Annotated in this window: 17 protein-coding genes; 8 read left to right on the top strand and 9 right to left on the bottom strand. The window is 62.7% G+C overall.

The features are described from left to right. Nucleotides 1-70 precede the first annotated feature (70 nt). The 5 genes from hisB to hisF are packed head-to-tail and all read left to right on the top strand — an operon-like array spanning nucleotide 71 to nucleotide 3,110. Complete coding sequence (gene hisB / locus CAG46_RS19015; protein ID WP_003255736.1) at nucleotides 71-664, top strand: imidazoleglycerol-phosphate dehydratase HisB; 594 nt, start codon at nucleotides 71-73, stop codon at nucleotides 662-664. After that, nucleotides 665-1,303: an imidazole glycerol phosphate synthase subunit HisH gene (gene hisH / locus CAG46_RS19010; protein WP_085618395.1), complete on the top strand. Its 639-nt coding sequence runs from the start codon at nucleotides 665-667 to the stop codon at nucleotides 1,301-1,303. Continuing rightward, complete coding sequence (locus tag CAG46_RS19005; RefSeq protein WP_085618397.1) at nucleotides 1,304-1,564, top strand: DUF2164 domain-containing protein; 261 nt, start codon at nucleotides 1,304-1,306, stop codon at nucleotides 1,562-1,564. A gap of 27 nt (nucleotides 1,565-1,591) precedes the next feature. Further along, nucleotides 1,592-2,329, top strand: a complete 738-nt coding sequence (gene hisA, locus CAG46_RS19000) for a 1-(5-phosphoribosyl)-5-[(5-phosphoribosylamino)methylideneamino]imidazole-4-carboxamide isomerase (RefSeq protein ID WP_003257484.1) — start codon at nucleotides 1,592-1,594, stop codon at nucleotides 2,327-2,329. A gap of 10 nt (nucleotides 2,330-2,339) precedes the next feature. Then, nucleotides 2,340-3,110, top strand: a complete 771-nt coding sequence (gene hisF, locus CAG46_RS18995) for an imidazole glycerol phosphate synthase subunit HisF (RefSeq protein ID WP_025337372.1) — start codon at nucleotides 2,340-2,342, stop codon at nucleotides 3,108-3,110. A gap of 120 nt (nucleotides 3,111-3,230) precedes the next feature. On the opposite strand, the gene choV is transcribed toward hisF, so the two are convergent. The 3 genes from choV to choX (CAG46_RS18980) all read right to left on the bottom strand — a co-directional run bounded on the left by choV (nucleotide 3,231) and on the right by choX (CAG46_RS18980) (nucleotide 6,283). Beyond that, entirely contained in the window at nucleotides 3,231-4,409 is a 1,179-nt protein-coding gene (choV, locus tag CAG46_RS18990; RefSeq protein WP_085618399.1) for a choline ABC transporter ATP-binding protein, read from the bottom strand. Next, entirely contained in the window at nucleotides 4,406-5,254 is an 849-nt protein-coding gene (choW, locus tag CAG46_RS18985) for a choline ABC transporter permease subunit (RefSeq protein ID WP_169774667.1), read from the bottom strand. The genes choV and choW overlap by 4 nt, the downstream gene beginning before the upstream one ends. An 81-nt stretch (nucleotides 5,255-5,335) precedes the next feature. Next, the gene (gene choX, locus CAG46_RS18980) at nucleotides 5,336-6,283 is read right to left on the bottom strand and encodes a choline ABC transporter substrate-binding protein (RefSeq protein ID WP_085591296.1); all 948 of its coding nucleotides are present in this window, start codon (nucleotides 6,281-6,283) and stop codon (nucleotides 5,336-5,338) included. Nucleotides 6,284-6,736: 453 nt separating this feature from the next. Between choX (CAG46_RS18980) and CAG46_RS18975 the strand changes: the two genes are divergently transcribed. After that, nucleotides 6,737-8,113, top strand: a complete 1,377-nt coding sequence (locus CAG46_RS18975; RefSeq protein WP_025337375.1) for an L-serine ammonia-lyase — start codon at nucleotides 6,737-6,739, stop codon at nucleotides 8,111-8,113. 497 nt (nucleotides 8,114-8,610) lie between these two features. Further along, the gene (locus CAG46_RS18970; RefSeq protein WP_025337376.1) at nucleotides 8,611-9,717 is read left to right on the top strand and encodes a GlxA family transcriptional regulator; all 1,107 of its coding nucleotides are present in this window, start codon (nucleotides 8,611-8,613) and stop codon (nucleotides 9,715-9,717) included. A gap of 120 nt (nucleotides 9,718-9,837) precedes the next feature. On the opposite strand, the gene CAG46_RS18965 is transcribed toward CAG46_RS18970, so the two are convergent. From CAG46_RS18965 to choX (CAG46_RS18945), 5 genes are all read right to left on the bottom strand, one after another. Continuing rightward, the gene (locus CAG46_RS18965) at nucleotides 9,838-10,095 is read right to left on the bottom strand and encodes a hypothetical protein (RefSeq protein ID WP_003257487.1); all 258 of its coding nucleotides are present in this window, start codon (nucleotides 10,093-10,095) and stop codon (nucleotides 9,838-9,840) included. Nucleotides 10,096-10,520: 425 nt separating this feature from the next. Further along, the gene (locus tag CAG46_RS18960; RefSeq protein ID WP_085618401.1) at nucleotides 10,521-10,997 is read right to left on the bottom strand and encodes a thioesterase family protein; all 477 of its coding nucleotides are present in this window, start codon (nucleotides 10,995-10,997) and stop codon (nucleotides 10,521-10,523) included. Between the two features lie 10 nt (nucleotides 10,998-11,007). Continuing rightward, nucleotides 11,008-11,973 carry an L-carnitine dehydrogenase gene (locus CAG46_RS18955; protein ID WP_085618403.1) on the bottom strand — a complete coding sequence of 322 codons (966 nt, stop codon included), beginning with the start codon at nucleotides 11,971-11,973 and terminating at the stop codon, nucleotides 11,008-11,010. 18 nt (nucleotides 11,974-11,991) lie between these two features. After that, entirely contained in the window at nucleotides 11,992-12,876 is an 885-nt protein-coding gene (locus CAG46_RS18950; RefSeq protein ID WP_046614490.1) for a 3-keto-5-aminohexanoate cleavage protein, read from the bottom strand. Nucleotides 12,877-12,997: 121 nt separating this feature from the next. Beyond that, a complete protein-coding gene (gene choX, locus CAG46_RS18945) occupies nucleotides 12,998-13,942 on the bottom strand; it encodes a choline ABC transporter substrate-binding protein (protein WP_085618405.1) in 945 nt (314 codons plus the stop codon). A 147-nt stretch (nucleotides 13,943-14,089) separates the two neighbouring features. On the opposite strand from choX (CAG46_RS18945), the gene CAG46_RS18940 reads away from it, so the two are divergent. Further along, on the top strand, nucleotides 14,090-15,052 hold the full coding sequence (locus CAG46_RS18940; RefSeq protein WP_085618407.1) for a GlxA family transcriptional regulator: 963 nt from the start codon (nucleotides 14,090-14,092) through the stop codon (nucleotides 15,050-15,052). On the opposite strand, the gene CAG46_RS18935 is transcribed toward CAG46_RS18940, so the two are convergent. Next, the gene (locus CAG46_RS18935; RefSeq protein WP_075044353.1) at nucleotides 15,043-15,594 is read right to left on the bottom strand and encodes a hypothetical protein; all 552 of its coding nucleotides are present in this window, start codon (nucleotides 15,592-15,594) and stop codon (nucleotides 15,043-15,045) included. The two genes, CAG46_RS18940 and CAG46_RS18935, sit on opposite strands and share 10 nt — an antisense overlap. Nucleotides 15,595-15,612 lie beyond the last annotated feature (18 nt).

The following is a 15,612-nucleotide window of genomic DNA, read 5'->3' as shown; positions in this document are numbered from 1 at the left end:
GCGTTTCAAGCCGGCGCGTTCTAGGCCTATAATGAAGCCCTTTTCGCCTAATGATTTTGCGGAGCTGGTGATGGTCGAACGTAAGGCTTCCGTCGAGCGCAATACCCTGGAAACCCAGGTCAAGTGCTCGATCAACCTCGATGGCAGTGGCAAGGCCCGATTCGATATCGGTGTGCCTTTCCTTGAACACATGCTGGACCAGATTGCCCGCCATGGGCTGATCGATCTGGATATCGAGTGCAAGGGTGACACGCATATCGACGATCACCATACCGTCGAAGACGTCGGCATCACCCTGGGCATGGCATTCGCCCAGGCCATCGGTGACAAGAAGGGCATCTTCCGCTACGGCCACGCCTATGTGCCGCTGGACGAAGCGCTGTCGCGCGTGGTCATCGACTTCTCCGGTCGCCCGGGCCTGCAGATGCACGTGCCGTACACCCGCGCCAGCGTCGGTGGCTTCGATGTCGACCTGTTCCAGGAGTTCTTCCAGGGCTTCGTCAACCACGCCCTGGTGACCCTGCACATCGACAACCTGCGTGGCCACAACACTCACCACCAGATCGAGACCGTGTTCAAGGCTTTCGGCCGCGCCCTGCGCATGGCCATTACCCTCGACGAGCGCATGGCCGGGCAGATGCCATCCACCAAAGGGTGCCTGTAAATGCAGACGGTAGCCGTAATCGACTATGGCATGGGCAACCTGCACTCGGTGGCCAAGGCGCTCGAGCATGCAGGGGCCGGTAAGGTGCTTGTCACCAGCGATGCCACGGTCATCCGCGAAGCCGACCGCGTGGTATTCCCGGGTGTGGGCGCGATTCGTGACTGCATGGCCGAAATCCGTCGCCTGGGCTTCGACAGCCTGGTGCGCGAAGTCAGCCAGGACCGCCCGTTCCTCGGCATTTGCGTGGGTATGCAGGCACTGCTCGACCACAGCGAAGAAAACGACGGTGTCGACTGCATCGGCATGTTCCCCGGCCAGGTGCGCTTCTTCGGCAAAGACCTGCAGGAAGACGGCGAGCACCTGAAGGTGCCGCACATGGGCTGGAACGAAGTTGGCCAGACCAACGACCACCCGCTGTGGCACGACATCCCCGACCGTGCGCGGTTCTACTTCGTGCACAGCTACTACATCAATGCCGGCAAGCCGGCCCAGGTGGTCGGCCGCGGCCATTACGGTGTCGATTTCGCCGCTGCGCTGGCCGATGGCTCGCGCTTTGCCGTGCAGTTCCACCCGGAGAAGAGCCATACCCATGGCCTGCAGCTGCTGCAGAACTTCGTCGCCTGGGACGGGCGCTGGTAAATGAGCAGGTCGAAGACCAAGGCCCCGGTCATCACCCTGGCCCCCGAGCAGGAGCGCGAAGCGCTGCACACGCTCAAGCGCTTCCTCGAAGACCGTTTCGAGCTGGAGCTGGGGGCGTTCGAAGTGGCCGAAGTCCTCGAGCTGTTCAGCAAAGAAATTGCACCCCTTTACTACAACAGGGCGATTGCCGATGTTCAGCTGCACCTCAAGGAGCGGTTCGAGAGCATCGAAAGCGATCTGTGGGCGCTCGAGAAGCCCTGAAAACCCAAGAACAGACAGGTTCCCAAGATGCTGATTATCCCCGCTATCGATCTGAAGGACGGTGCCTGCGTGCGCCTGCGCCAAGGCCGCATGGAAGACTCCACGGTATTTTCCGACGACCCGGTGAGCATGGCCGCCAAGTGGGTCGAGGGTGGCTGCCGCCGCCTGCACCTGGTCGACCTCAACGGCGCCTTCGAAGGCCAGCCGGTCAACGGTGAAGTGGTCACCGCCATTGCCAAGCGCTACCCGACCCTGCCGATCCAGATCGGCGGTGGCATCCGCTCGCTGGAAACCATCGAGCACTACGTCAAGGCTGGCGTCAGCTACGTGATCATCGGCACCAAGGCGGTCAAGCAGCCGGAGTTCGTCGCCGAAGCGTGCAAGGCCTTTCCGGGCAAGGTCATCGTTGGCCTGGACGCCAAGGATGGCTTCGTCGCCACCGACGGCTGGGCGGAAGTGAGCTCGGTGCAGGTCATCGACCTGGCCAAGCGTTTCGAGGCCGATGGCGTCTCGGCGATCGTCTACACCGACATCGCCAAGGACGGCATGATGCAGGGCTGCAACGTGCCGTTCACCAAGGCGCTGGCAGAAGCTACCTCGATCCCGGTGATCGCCTCGGGCGGCATCCACAACCTGGGCGACATCAAGGCCCTGCTGGACGCCAAGGCCCCGGGCATCATCGGCGCCATCACCGGTCGTGCCATCTACGAAGGCACCCTCGATGTCGCCGAGGCCCAGGCCTTCTGCGACAACTACCAAGGCTGAGGACTGAACCATGGCACTGGCCAAGCGCATCATCCCTTGCCTGGACGTGGACAACGGCCGGGTGGTCAAGGGCGTCAAGTTCGAGAACATCCGTGATGCCGGCGACCCGGTGGAAATCGCCCGTCGCTACGACGAGCAAGGTGCCGATGAAATCACCTTCCTCGACATCACCGCCAGCGTCGACGGCCGCGACACCACCCTGCATACCGTCGAGCGCATGGCCAGCCAGGTGTTCATCCCGCTGACCGTGGGCGGTGGCGTGCGCACCGTGCAGGACATCCGCAACCTGCTCAATGCTGGTGCCGACAAGGTCTCGATCAACACGGCCGCGGTGTTCAACCCGGAGTTTGTCGGCGAGGCAGCGGACCGTTTCGGTTCGCAGTGCATCGTTGTCGCCATCGACGCCAAGAAGGTGTCCGGGCCGGGTGAACAGCCGCGTTGGGAGATTTTCACCCACGGCGGGCGCAAGCCTACCGGGCTGGATGCCGTTGAATGGGCGAAGAAGATGGAAGGCCTGGGAGCCGGCGAGATCCTGCTGACCAGCATGGATCAGGACGGCATGAAGAACGGCTTCGACCTGGGTGTTACCCGTGCGATCAGTGATGCGCTGGGTATTCCGGTGATTGCCTCGGGCGGGGTGGGTAACCTGCAGCACCTGGCTGACGGCATTCTGGAAGGGCATGCCAGTGCGGTGCTGGCGGCCAGTATCTTCCACTTTGGTGAGTACACGGTGCCGGAAGCCAAGGCCTACATGGCTTCGCGCGGGATCGTCGTTCGCTGACCCATTATTGGGAGGGCTTTGCCCTCCTTTCGCGACACAAGGCCGCTCCTACAGGGATATGCGTTCCCCTGTAGGAGCGGCCTTGTGTCGCGAAAGGGCCGCAAAGCGGCCCCAATGGCATCAACCGTGGTTCTTGCCGAGCAGCGCGTGATACAGCTCGCTGTCGCCCAGAATCCCCACCACCTTGTCATTCTCCTGCAGCACCAGCTTGTTCCCGGTCTGGTAGCGAATCTGCAGCGCATCACGCATGCCGATATCCGCATGCACCAGGGTCGGCCTGCGGCCCAGCCCCTCCACCGACTGCCCCGGCGCCCAGTTCTGCATCTCCAGCCCGTTCTGCCCCTGGCGTGCGCGCTTGATCGAGTTGCCTTCGCCCAGGTCCAGCCACGAGTCGCCACCCGGGTCCAGGCACACCGAACCATTCACCCGCTTGCAGTTGTCCAGGCTGCGCATCAGGCTGCGCCCGCACAGCACGTTCAGCGGGTTGGTATGGGCGACGAAGGTGCGCACATACTCGTCGGCCGGGTTGAGCACGATCTCTTCCGGCTTGCTGTACTGGATGATCCGCCCGTCCTTCATGATGGCGATGCGGCTACCCAGCTTCAGCGCTTCGTCCAGGTCATGGCTGACGAACACGATGGTCTTGCTCAGCTTGGCCTGCAGGCCAAGCAACTCGTCTTGCAGGCCCTGGCGGATCAGCGGGTCCAGTGCCGAGAACGGTTCGTCCATCAGCAGGATGTCGGCATCCATCGCCAGAGCCCGAGCCAGGCCCACGCGCTGCTGCATGCCGCCAGACAGTTCGTCCGGCTTCTTGTTGCGCCACTGGGTCAGGCCCACCAGCTCGAGCTTCTCGTCGACCAGCTTGCGCCGTTCCTTCTCGGGGCGGCCCTGCATTTCCAGGCCAAAGCTGATGTTCTCGCGCACCGTCAGCCAGGGCATCAGGGCGAATTTCTGGAACACCATGGCAATGCGCTTGGTGCGCATCATCTTCAGCTCGGCGGGGGTGCAGTGGGCAATGTCGATGTGCTTGCCTTCGTGCTCGACGAACAGCTTGCCGCGGCTGACGGTGTTCAGGCCGTTGATGCAGCGCAGCAAGCTCGACTTGCCAGAACCGGACAAGCCCATCAGCACGCAGATCTCGCCCTTCTGGATATCCAGGTTGGCTTTTTCGACACCCACCACCAGGCCGGTCTGCTTGAGGATCTGCTCGCGGGTCTGGCCCTGGTCGAGCAGGGACAGCGCTTCGCGCGGCTTGTTGGAGAAGATGACGTCGACGTCTTCGAAACGAATGATGCTCATGCTTCACCCCTTACCGGCAGGTCCGGTTGCTTGCAGATACGGTCGAGCATGATCGCCAGCAGCACGATCGCCAGGCCCGCTTCGAAGCCCAGGGAAATATCGGCGGTGTTCAGTGCGTTGACCACAGGTTTGCCCAGGCCGTCAGCGCCGACCAGGGCGGCAATCACCACCATCGACAGCGACAGCATGATGCACTGGGTAACGCCGGCGGCGATGCTTGGCATCGCGTGCGGCAGTTCGATACGGGTGAGCAGCTGGCGCCGCGAGCAGCCAAAGGCCTTGCCGGCGTCCATCAGCTCCTGCGGGACGTCGCAGATGCCCAGATAGGTGAGACGGATCGGCGCGGCGATGGCGAACACCACCGTCGAGATCAGCCCCGGCACCACACCCAGGCCGAACAGGGTCAGGGTGGGGATCAGGTAGACGAAGGTAGGTACCGTCTGCATCAGGTCGAGTACCGGGCGCATGGCGGTATAGAACATCGGTTTGTGCGCGGCGACGATGCCCAGTGGCACGCCGATGGCCACGCAAACCACCGTGGCGAAGGTGACCTGCGCCAGGGTTTCCATGGTTTCCTGCCAGTAACCCAGGTTGAGGATCAGCAGGAACGACAGGGCAACGAATGCGGTCAGCGCCCACTTGCGCTGGATGAAATGCGCCAAGGCGGCGAACAGAGCGATGAGCACGAACGGATTGAAGAAAGTCAGGGCACTGGTGACGCCATGGATCATGAACTCCAGGCCTTGCGCGATGGCGTCGAAGTAATTCGCGCCGTTCTGGGTCAGCCACTCGACGAACGACGCGATGTACTGGCCCAGGGGTATTTTCTGATCGATAAGCATGATAGCGAGCTTCCACCTGCATAGATTGAAATCAACCCGGGGCAGGCACGGGCCTGCCCCGAGGTAGCGCTATTGCGTATTTCGTTACTGCGTCAGCTTGGCCTTGGCCGCCTCAAGGCCGGGTTTGCCGTCCACGGTGGTTACGCCGGCCAGCCAGGCATCCAGTTTGCCAGGGTTGTCCTTGAGCCACTTCTTGGCCGCCGCCTCGGGTTTCATCTTGTCGTCCAGGACATAGCCCATCATGGTGCTTTCATCCTTGAGCTCGAACGACAGGTTCTTCAACAGCTGGCCAACGTTGCTGCATTCCTGCACATAGCCCTTGCGGGTGTTGGTCAATACGGTCGCCTTGCCGAAGTCGGGGCCGAAGAACTCGTCCCCGCCGGTCAGGTACTGCATCTTGAAGCGGGTGTTCATCGGGTGCGGTTCCCAGCCGAGGAACACCAGCGCATCGCCGCGTTTCTGCGCGCGGTCGACCTGCGACAGCATGCCGGCCTCGCTGGACTGGACGATCTTGAAGCCGGCGTCCTTCAGGCCGAAGGCGTTCTTGTCGATCATGCTCTGGATTGTGCGGTTGCCATCGTTGCCGGGCTCGATGCCGTAGATCTTGCTGTCGAGTTCTTTCTTGAACTTGGGAATGTCGCTGAAATCCTTCAGGCCCTTGTCATACAGCGCCTGGGGCACGGCCAGGGTGTACTTGGCGTTTTCCAGGTTGGCGCGCACTGTTTCTACAGTACCGGCGTCGCGGTACTGCTTGATGTCGTTCTCCATGGTCGGCATCCAGTTGCCGAGAAACACGTCCAGGTCCTTGCCGGTGGCCAGCGACTTGTAGGTCACCGGTACCGAGATCATGGTGGTGTGGGTCTTGTAACCCAGTGCTTCGAGCACAACGCTGGTGGTCGCGGTGGTTACCGTGATGTCGGTCCAGCCGACATCCGAGAACCGTACCGTCTGACATTGCTCGGGTTCGGCGGCCTGGGCCAGCAAAGGCGCGGACAGCAACGCAACCAGCAACAGCGAGGGTGAACCTTTCATGGATGGACTCCTGTGATTTTGTCTTCGGGTTCGCGTGGGTCGCCGGGCTTTCTCAGGGTCCGGTCGACCAGGCCTGCAGAGGGCAGGATGCGTGGCCGTGCTTTACGAGTCGCTTTCGATAATCCTCCAGCGCTGGGCAATCGCCTACTGGTGGGGTCGTAACCAGTACGGAACGGGTCGTATCCAGTATGGGCGATGTCGCTTATGGATTTTTCCACCCCCTCAGCCGCATTTTTACGTCACCAGGCCGCCGGAAAGCGGCGTGGCGAGGGCAGCTCCCCGGTAAAAAACAGCGCGGCGCTGCTGGACAAAAGTACGTCGGTTGCAGACGGCGAGGGGGTTGGTAAAAGCCCGATGATGCGTGCATTCAAGGCGGCCCGCTGCTTCAGCCTAGCAGCTGCCCCGCCCTGCGCATGGCGCGCAGAGACAAGCCCAGCAAGAGGTGATTCGACAATGGCCATCAGCGTGTTCGACCTGTTCAAGATCGGTGTCGGGCCCTCCAGCTCCCACACCGTCGGCCCCATGCGTGCTGGCGCCCTGTTCGTCCAGGGCCTGCGCGAACGCGGCGAGCTGGAACGTGTGAAGCGGATCGAAGTGCGCCTGTATGGCTCGCTGTCGGCCACGGGTGTGGGGCATGGCACCGACAATGCCACCATCATGGGCCTGATGGGTGAATGGCCTGACGCCATCGACCCGACCCAGATCGCACCGCGTATCGCCGACCTGCGCGAAACCAACACCCTGCAGCTGGACAGCCGCCTGCCCATCGAATTCGTCTGGGCCCGCGACATGCTGCTGCTGGACGAGAACCTGCCGTACCACCCCAACGCGATGACCCTGATTGCCGAAGGCGAGCAGGGCGAGCTGCACCGCGACACCTACTACTCGGTGGGTGGCGGCTTCGTGGTCGATGCCGCCCAGGCCGCCAGCGGCGTGCTGGATGCCGACCAGACGGTGCTGCCGTACGACTTCAACAGCGCCGCCGAACTGCTGCGCCTGTGCAAGCAAAACGACCTCAGCGTGTCGCAATTGATGATGGCCAACGAGAAGGTCTGGCGCAGCGAGGAAGAGATCCGCGCCGGCCTGCACAAGCTCTGGGAAGCCATGCAGGAATGCGTCAACAACGGCCTCAAGTACGAAGGCACGCTGCCCGGCGGGTTGAACGTGCGCCGCCGCGCCGCCAAGCTGCACCGCAGCCTGCAGGAAATCGGCAAGCCCAACGTGATCGGCTCGACCATGAGCGCCATGGAGTGGGTCAACCTGTTCGCCCTGGCGGTCAACGAAGAAAACGCCGCCGGCGGGCGCATGGTTACCGCGCCGACCAACGGTGCGGCGGGCATCATCCCGGCGGTGTTGCACTACTACATGCGCTTCAGCGATGCGGTGGACGAGTCCAGCGTGGTCGATTTCTTCCTCGGTGCTGCCGCGGTGGGCATCCTGTGCAAGAAGAACGCGTCGATCTCCGGTGCCGAAGTGGGTTGTCAGGGTGAAGTCGGTTCGGCTTGCGCCATGGCCGCGGCGGGCCTTGCCGAAGTGCTGGGTGCGACCCCGCCACAGGTGGAGAACGCTGCCGAGATCGCCCTGGAGCACAACCTGGGCCTGACCTGCGACCCGGTCGGCGGGTTGGTGCAGGTGCCGTGCATCGAGCGCAACGCGATTGCCGCGGTAAAGGCCATCAACGCGGTGCAGATGGCCCTGCGTGGTGATGGCGAGCACTTCATTTCCCTCGACCAGGTGATCCGCACCATGCGCGATACCGGGGCCGACATGCACGACAAGTACAAAGAGACCTCGCGCGGTGGTTTGGCAGTCAGCGCGATCGAGTGCTGATAGCTTGATCTGACCTCAAGGGCCTCTTCGCGGGCACGCCCGCTCCCACAGGAACTGTGCAGTCCCTGTGGGAGCGGGCGTGCCCGCGAAGGGGCTCTTGAGATTGAAACAGGTGCATTACGGAAGCCAATGCCCCTTTATGGTGCAGTACGACGCATACCGATCGTCGGGTGTCGTTATCAGTGTGGGCGTTGTCGGTGACACTCATGAGTGTCGTTTCTGGGCATCCTACACTGCGCATGTCACCAAATTGCTCAGCCGTTACACGCACAGCGCCTAGCACGCCAGTTCCACGAAGATTGGCCAACTCGATCAAAGCACCTGATTTGCCTGACAAAGGCGTCGTTTTCAGGTTTTTTTGGATAGCCGTTCAATTTCAGGCACGGCGTTTGCGTTGAGATTGGCACCAAGGCCCCTGCACATGAACCGGGGCCATACATAACAAGAATCAGTGCTCGCCTGAGGCACACCCTGCATTTGTGTGAGGAGAAATCGCGATGACGTCGTACACCTCCGGGAACCCAACCCAGAACCGCACAGCCCCCCAGTCCATCGGGTTTCTCCTACTGGACAATTTCACCCTCATTTCCCTGGCATCGGCCGTCGAGCCGCTGCGCATGGCCAACCAGCTGTCCGGCCGCGAGCTGTACCGCTGGCACACCCTCACCGCCGATGGTGGACAGGTGTGGGCCAGCGATGGCTTGCAGATAACCCCTGACGCCGCCATGCACAGTGCGCCCCCCATCGATACCGTGATTGTCTGTGGCGGCGTGGGCATCCAGCGCAGCGTTACCCGCGAACATGTCACCTGGTTGCAAACCCAGGCCCGTCAGTCGCGCCGTCTGGGCGCGGTATGTACCGGTAGCTGGGCCTTGGCCTGTGCCGGGCTGCTGGATGGTTTCGATTGCAGCGTGCACTGGGAATGCCTGGCGGCCATGCAGGAGGCCTACCCGCGGGTCAACATGAGCACCCGCCTGTTCACCCTCGACCGTAACCGCTTCACCAGCTCCGGCGGCACTGCGCCGCTGGACATGATGCTGCACCTGATCAGCCGCGACCACGGCCGTGAACTGTCGGCTGCGATTTCCGAAATGTTCGTCTACGAGCGCATCCGCAACGAGCAGGATCACCAGCGCGTGCCGCTCAAGCACATGCTTGGCACCAACCAGCCGAAGCTGCAGGAAATCGTCGCGCTGATGGAGGCCAACCTCGAAGAGCCGATCGACCTGGATGAACTGGCGGTATACGTGTCGGTATCGCGTCGGCAGCTCGAGCGCCTGTTCCAGAAGTACCTGCACTGTTCGCCGTCGCGTTACTACCTGAAGCTGCGCCTGATCCGCGCCCGGCAGCTGCTGAAGCAGACGCCGATGTCGATCATCGAAGTGGCGTCGGTGTGCGGCTTCGTGTCTACCCCGCACTTCTCCAAGTGCTACCGCGAATACTTCGGCATTCCGCCGCGTGACGAGCGCGTGGGCTCCAACACCGCACAGCAGGTGGCGATGATGCCGATCCCTCAGGCCATGACCCTGTCGCCGCACAGCGGGCCGATGGCGGCCCTGAGCCAGGCGCGCAACGAGTCGACCTTTGCCAGTGTAAGGCTCTGAAACGGAGCCGGCCTCTTCGCGGGCTTGCCCGCTCCCACAGGAGGTGCACAGTGTTTGAAATCTGTGCAATCCCTATGGGAGCGGGCAAGCCCGCGAAGAGGCCGGTGCAGGAAAACTCTGTCAGCCGCGCTTGTTGAACTGCGCCAACGCTGGCAACAGCTGTTTGTCGATGGCCTGGCGCACCGCCGGCAGGATCGTCGCACTACCGGTATACATCTGCTCCACCATCCCCTTCAGCGCCCGTGCATTGGGCTCGGTCAGCCCACGCACCACCGCTTCGCACGCCTGCTCGGCAGTAGCGCCGGCCGGAATCTCGAACCCGCGCGCGCGCAGGTGGCCTGCCAGATCGTCCTGGTCAATCAAATCCGCATGCATCATGGCTGTTGTCCCTTTTATCGCTAAGAGAGTGCTGCTGTGATTTACGACCGATTCTGTGACGCCGGCGACATGCCCGCAACAACAGAATGGCGCCATGGCTGCTTTGGCTAAGAACAGGTCGTTCCCGGCTAAATCCACCTGCCGGGAAGTGCGCAAACTCAAGCCATCTACCGCAACGGAGGGTTTGGTCACCCTCGTTCGTGCACAGTGGATGTTGCTCGCTCTTGGCCCCGGATGCTCACGGCTTTCCGGGGTTATTTTTTTGCCCGGAGCAACACCGCCGCCGCTGTTGGCACACTGTCTTGCTTGCTCAATACTTGCAGGCATGCATGCCCTCTGTGGGAGCGGGTTCACCCGCGAATGCGTCGGTAGCTTCACCATCGCATTCGCGGGTGAACCCGCTCCCACAGGGTACGCAGTTTTGTTCAGGATCGGGTGTTCAAACCCATCACACGGCCGACGAACTCAGCCGAGGGCACATCCTGCTGCTCATCCACCAACCCTTGCAGCAACCCGACACTACGCTCACTGAACGGCGCCGACTTCGGCCCCGCCAGGTCCACATGCAGCAGCATCTGCTCACTGGCCGCCAGCGCTTCGTCGAACCCTGCCCGGTGCAGGCTGTGGTAGACATGCAGGCGCTTGCGGTCGAAGCCGATGATCTGCGTCTGCACCCATACCTCGGTGCCCAGCTTCACTTCGTGCAGGTAGTTGATGTGCGCCTCTAGGGTGAACAGCGAGGTACCGCTCTGGCCGCGACTGTCGGCATCCAGGCCGATGCGCTCCATCAGCGCGTCGGTGGCGTAGCTGAAGATCAGCAGGTAGAAGGCATCGCGCAGGTGCCCGTTGTAGTCGACCCAGTCCTCCTGGACTGGAGTGCGGTAGGTGATCAGTGCCGGCATCGCGGTCTCCTCAGTCGCCGAAAGCCATACCGTGCTTGGCCTTGCTGGTCTTCACCGCTTCCAGCACTGCCAACAGGGTGTCATCACGATAGCGCTCCAGCGCGGCGATGCTGCGATCACCCAATTGCTCGGAGGTGCCTTCGACTACATCGTCGATCAGCTTGTCGGTCAGCTCTGGTGCCGGCAGGTAAGTCCACGGTAGCTGCAGCGCCGGGCCGAACTGGGCCATGAAGTGACGCATGCCTGCGTCACCACCGGCCAGGGTGTAGGTGAGGAACGTGCCCATGAACGACCAGCGCAGGCCGGCGCCGAAGCGGATGGCATCGTCGATTTCGCCGGTGCTGGCCACGCCGTCGTTGACCAGGTGCAGGGCCTCGCGCCACAGGGCTTCGAGCAGGCGGTCGGCGATGAACCCGGGCACTTCCTTGCGTACATGCAGCGGGCGCATGCCCAGGGCGGTGTAGATGGTCCTGGCAGCTTCGATGGCCTCGGGGGTGGTGCGCTTGCCACCGACGATTTCCACCAGCGGCAGCAGGTACACCGGGTTGAACGGATGGCCGACCACGCAGCGCTCGGGGTGGGTGGCCGACTCGTAGAACTCGCTGGGCAGCAGGCCCGAGGTGCTTGAACCGATGATCGCGTCGGGTTTGGCGGCAGCGCTGATCTTTGCGTGCAGGTCGAGTTTCAGGTCCAGGCGTTCAGGGGCGCTTTCCTGGATGAAATCGGCATCGCGGACGCATTCCTCGATGGTGGCGACGAACTTCAGGCGGTCTTGTGAAGCGCCTGGGGTCAGGCCTTGCTTTTCCAGTGCCGGCCAAGCGTTGGCGATGCGCTTGCGCAACGCCTGCTCGGCGCCTGGCGCCGGGTCCCAGGCGACCACATCCAGCCCGTGGGCCAGGGCGCGCGCGACCCAGCCGCTGCCGATCACGCCACTACCCAGGGCGGCGAAGGTCTTGATCTTGGTGATGAAGGTCATGTTGGGCTCCTGAAAGTGTCAGCGGCGTTTGAGGTTCATCTTTTCCCGGCCTTCGGCCGGGGTCAGCACACGGGCGCCAAGGCGCGAAATGATTTCCACCGCGCGCTCGACCAACTGGCCGTTGCTGGCCAGCACGCCACGGTCCAGGTACAGGTTGTCCTCCAGGCCCACCCGCACGTTGCCGCCCAGTAGCACGGCCTGGGCGGCCATCGGCATCTGCATGCGGCCGATGCCGAACCCGGCCCAGGTGACGTTGGCCGGCAGGTTGTCGACCATCGCCTTCATGGTGGTGGTATCGGCCGGCGCGCCCCACGGGATCCCCAGGCACAGCTGGAACAGTGGGTCGTCGAGCAGGCCTTCCTTCATCATCTGCTTGGCGAACCACAGGTGGCCGGTGTCGAAGATTTCCAGCTCGGCTTTTACCCCCAGCTCGGTAATGCGCTTGGCGCCGGCGCGCAGTTGTGCCGGGGTGGAGACGTAGATCGAGTTGCCGTCGCCGAAGTTGAGGGTGCCGCAGTCGAGGGTGCAGATTTCCGGCAGCAGCGCTTCGACGTGGGCCAGGCGCTCCAGTGGGCCGATCAGGTCGGTGCCCGGGCCGAATTCGAGTGGTGTTTCACCCGGGCCGATTTCCAGGTCGCCACCCATGCCCGCGGTAAGGTTGACGATGATGTCCACGTCGGCTTCACGGATGCGCTCCATGACTTCGCGATACAGCGCCACGTCACGGCTGAAGCGGCCGGTTTGCGGGTCGCGCACGTGGCAGTGGACCACGGTGGCGCCGGCTTTGGCGGCCTCTACGGCAGACTCGGCGATCTGCTTGGGGGTGACTGGAACAAGGTGGCTTTTCGAGGCGGTGTCGCCGGCTCCGGTGAGGGCGCAGGTGATGATGACGTCGTGGTTCATGGCGGGGTTCCTTGTGGTGTCTGGTGGCCTTTTCGCGGGTAAACCCGCTCCCACAGGGGACGATGTTGCCCCTGGCATGTGCATGACTTGTGGGAGCGGGTTTACCCGCGAATGGGCCGGATCAGTTGGCAGTGAGGTTGAGGTTGTCGGCAGCCGGCTTGCCATCGAAGGTGGTCACACCCTCGAGCCAGCGGGCCTTGTCCTCGGGGTGGTCCTTGAGCCACTGGCGGGCCGACTCCAGTGCATCCTTGTGGTCGAGCAGCGGCTGCATCATGCGGCTCTCGTCCTCGGCGCTGAAGTTCAGGTTGGCCAGCAGGCGGTGGGCATTGGGGCAGCGTTCGGCGTAGTCCGGCGCGGTCACCGTCCACACTGTCGCGCGGCCTTCGTCAGGGCCCAGGGCGTCCTGGCTGTCGCTCAGGTAGACCATGTCGATATTCACGTTCATCGGGTGCGGTGCCCAGCCAAAGAACACCACGGCCTCGTTGCGCCGCACCGCGCGGTCGACGGCGGCGAGCATGCCGGCCTCGCTGGACTCGACCAGCTGGAACTTGCCCAGGCCAAACTGGTTCTTGGCGATCATCGCCTTGATCTGGGTGTTGGCGCCGGAACCCGGTTCGATGCCGTAGATTTTCCCGCCCAGTTCCTTTTCGAACTTGTGGATGTCGGCGAAGGTCTTCAGGCCCTTGTCGGCCAGGTACTTGGGCACTGCCAGGGTGGCGCGGGCGTCTTCCAGGCTGGGTTTGTCGAGCACCTTGACCTGCTTGGCGTCGACGAACGGGGTGATGGTCTGGGTCATGATCGGGTTCCAGTAACCCAGGAACATGTCCAGGCGTTTGTCGCGGATGCCGGCGAAGATGATCTGCTGCGAGGCGCTGGTCTGTTTGGTCTGGTAGCCAAGGCCATCGAGCAGCACCTGGGCCATGGCGCTGGTGGCGATGACGTCGGTCCAGTTGACCACGCCCAGACGGACGTTCTTGCAGGCCGCAGGCTCGGCGGCGAATAGTGGGGAAGTGGCGATGCTGCTCAGGGCAAGGGTCAACAGGCTGCGGCGGATCAAGCTGTGCATGGTGGCTCTCCATCGGCAGTGCATATTGTTATTGGGGTTCGACCTCTCTGGGTCGTATGAAGAAGCTACGCTGCTGTCAGGGTGGAAAATCGCACCCTGGCGACCAACATTTGCACGGAGGCGACCACCTTTGCCGTGGAGCATGCAATGCCGCAAATCATTCACTTCCTGTTGTTGCCCGGGTTCTCGGCCATGGGTTTCATCAGTGCCCTGGAGCCACTGCGGGTGGCCAATCGTTTCAAGGGCCCGCTGTATCGCTGGCAGGTGTTGAGCCTGGACGGCGGGGCGGTGCAGGCCAGCAATGGCATGTCGGTGAACGCCGATGCGGCGCTGGGGGCGGGCGAACCTGGTGGCATCCTGCTGATCGTCGCCGGTTTCGAGCCATTGGCCTGTTACGGGCCGGCGCTGCAGCAGGCGCTACGCCGCCTGGATCATGAGGGGGTGGTTCTGGGTGGCATCGATACCGGCGCGGTGGTACTGGCCGAGGCCGGCCTGCTCGACGGCCACCGCGCCACCGTGCACTGGGAGGCGCTGGAGGCGTTCAAGGAGAATTACCCGAGCCTGCAGGCCACACAGGAACTGTTCGAAATCGACCGACGGCGCATCACCTGTGCGGGCGGCACTGCCTCGATCGACCTGATGCTCGACCTGATTGCACAATCCCATGGCAGCGAGCTGGCGGTGCAGGTTTCGGAGCAATTCGTGTTGGGCCGTATTCGGCCGCGGCAGGATCATCAGCGGATGCAGATCGCCTCTCGCTATGGCATCAGCAACCGCAAGCTGGTGCAGGTGATCGGCGAGATGGAAAAGCATACCGAGCCACCGTTGAGCACATTGGAGCTGGCCGCCCGTGCCATGATCACCAGGCGTCAGCTGGAGCGCTTGTTTCGTTTGTACCTGAATGATACGCCCAGTGGCTTCTATCTTGACCTGCGTCTGGACAAGGCACGTCAGCTGCTGTGTCAGACGCAGATGAGCATCACGCAGGTCAGCGTTGCATGTGGTTTCGAGCTGCCGTCGTACTTCACCCGCCGGTACAAAAGACGCTTTGGGCGCTGTCCGCGTGAAGAACGTCAGGCGCTCAAGCCACAGCTGCCGGATCAGAACTGATCGAGGTCGGAAAGCGCCTGGAGGCGGTTTTCGACCTGTACTCGCCGTGCTTCGAAAGCCCGGGCGTCGAGTTTCGCGCCCATGTGGTCCAGTTGCAGGGCAAGGCGTGTACGTGGGGCGTCCGGGTCGGTCGAACAGCACAGGTTGAAGACGATCGCCAGCGGGCTGCCGCTGTCATCCAGGTCAAATTCGATGCGCAGGTGCGAGCTGGCCGAGGTGCTGCGCAGCAGGGCGAGGTCTGGCTGTTTCAAGCCATTAAGTATGTCGTTGGCTACCCGCTCGAACTTGAGGTTGCGACGCTGGGGCGCTGGAATCCAGCCGTTGAAGACGTCTTGAAACACAGCATCCGTGGGTACGCAGTTGATGCTTTTCGTTGTCCGTTCGATCAGCTCGACACCGCTGTTTTCCAGGCCCTGCAGAAAACGGTTGAACCAGCGCTGGCCATCCTGTTGGCGATCGTGAACCTGGTTGGCCTCCAGTTGCGCCAGGCGCAGGCAGGCATGAAGGTCTTCCCAGGGTTGGTTGGCAGGTTTGGTGGGCATGCTTCTGGCCCTCGCTGC

This window comes from Pseudomonas sp. B23(2017) (assembly GCF_002113725.1).
Taxonomy (GTDB): Bacteria; Pseudomonadota; Gammaproteobacteria; order Pseudomonadales; family Pseudomonadaceae; genus Aquipseudomonas; species Aquipseudomonas putida_Z.
The sequence above is the reverse complement of the archived record's forward strand: the minus strand, read 5'-3'. Positions and strand labels throughout refer to the sequence as shown.

Bases quoted from the DNA above. Each gene is read 5' to 3' on its own strand.
- hisB (WP_003255736.1), top strand. From the start codon at position 71: ATGGTCGAACGTAAGGCTTCCGTCGAGCGCAATACCCTGGAAACCCAG.
- hisH (WP_085618395.1), top strand. From the start codon at position 665: ATGCAGACGGTAGCCGTAATCGACTATGGCATGGGCAACCTGCACTCG.
- CAG46_RS19005 (WP_085618397.1), top strand. From the start codon at position 1,304: ATGAGCAGGTCGAAGACCAAGGCCCCGGTCATCACCCTGGCCCCCGAG.
- hisA (WP_003257484.1), top strand. From the start codon at position 1,592: ATGCTGATTATCCCCGCTATCGATCTGAAGGACGGTGCCTGCGTGCGC.
- hisF (WP_025337372.1), top strand. From the start codon at position 2,340: ATGGCACTGGCCAAGCGCATCATCCCTTGCCTGGACGTGGACAACGGC.
- choV (WP_085618399.1), bottom strand. From the start codon at position 4,409: ATGAGCATCATTCGTTTCGAAGACGTCGACGTCATCTTCTCCAACAAG.
- choX (WP_085591296.1), bottom strand. From the start codon at position 6,283: ATGAAAGGTTCACCCTCGCTGTTGCTGGTTGCGTTGCTGTCCGCGCCT.
- CAG46_RS18975 (WP_025337375.1), top strand. From the start codon at position 6,737: ATGGCCATCAGCGTGTTCGACCTGTTCAAGATCGGTGTCGGGCCCTCC.
- CAG46_RS18970 (WP_025337376.1), top strand. From the start codon at position 8,611: ATGACGTCGTACACCTCCGGGAACCCAACCCAGAACCGCACAGCCCCC.
- CAG46_RS18965 (WP_003257487.1), bottom strand. From the start codon at position 10,095: ATGATGCATGCGGATTTGATTGACCAGGACGATCTGGCAGGCCACCTG.
- CAG46_RS18960 (WP_085618401.1), bottom strand. From the start codon at position 10,997: ATGCCGGCACTGATCACCTACCGCACTCCAGTCCAGGAGGACTGGGTC.
- CAG46_RS18955 (WP_085618403.1), bottom strand. From the start codon at position 11,973: ATGACCTTCATCACCAAGATCAAGACCTTCGCCGCCCTGGGTAGTGGC.
- CAG46_RS18950 (WP_046614490.1), bottom strand. From the start codon at position 12,876: ATGAACCACGACGTCATCATCACCTGCGCCCTCACCGGAGCCGGCGAC.
- choX (WP_085618405.1), bottom strand. From the start codon at position 13,942: ATGCACAGCTTGATCCGCCGCAGCCTGTTGACCCTTGCCCTGAGCAGC.
- CAG46_RS18940 (WP_085618407.1), top strand. From the start codon at position 14,090: ATGCCGCAAATCATTCACTTCCTGTTGTTGCCCGGGTTCTCGGCCATG.
- CAG46_RS18935 (WP_075044353.1), bottom strand. From the start codon at position 15,594: ATGCCCACCAAACCTGCCAACCAACCCTGGGAAGACCTTCATGCCTGC.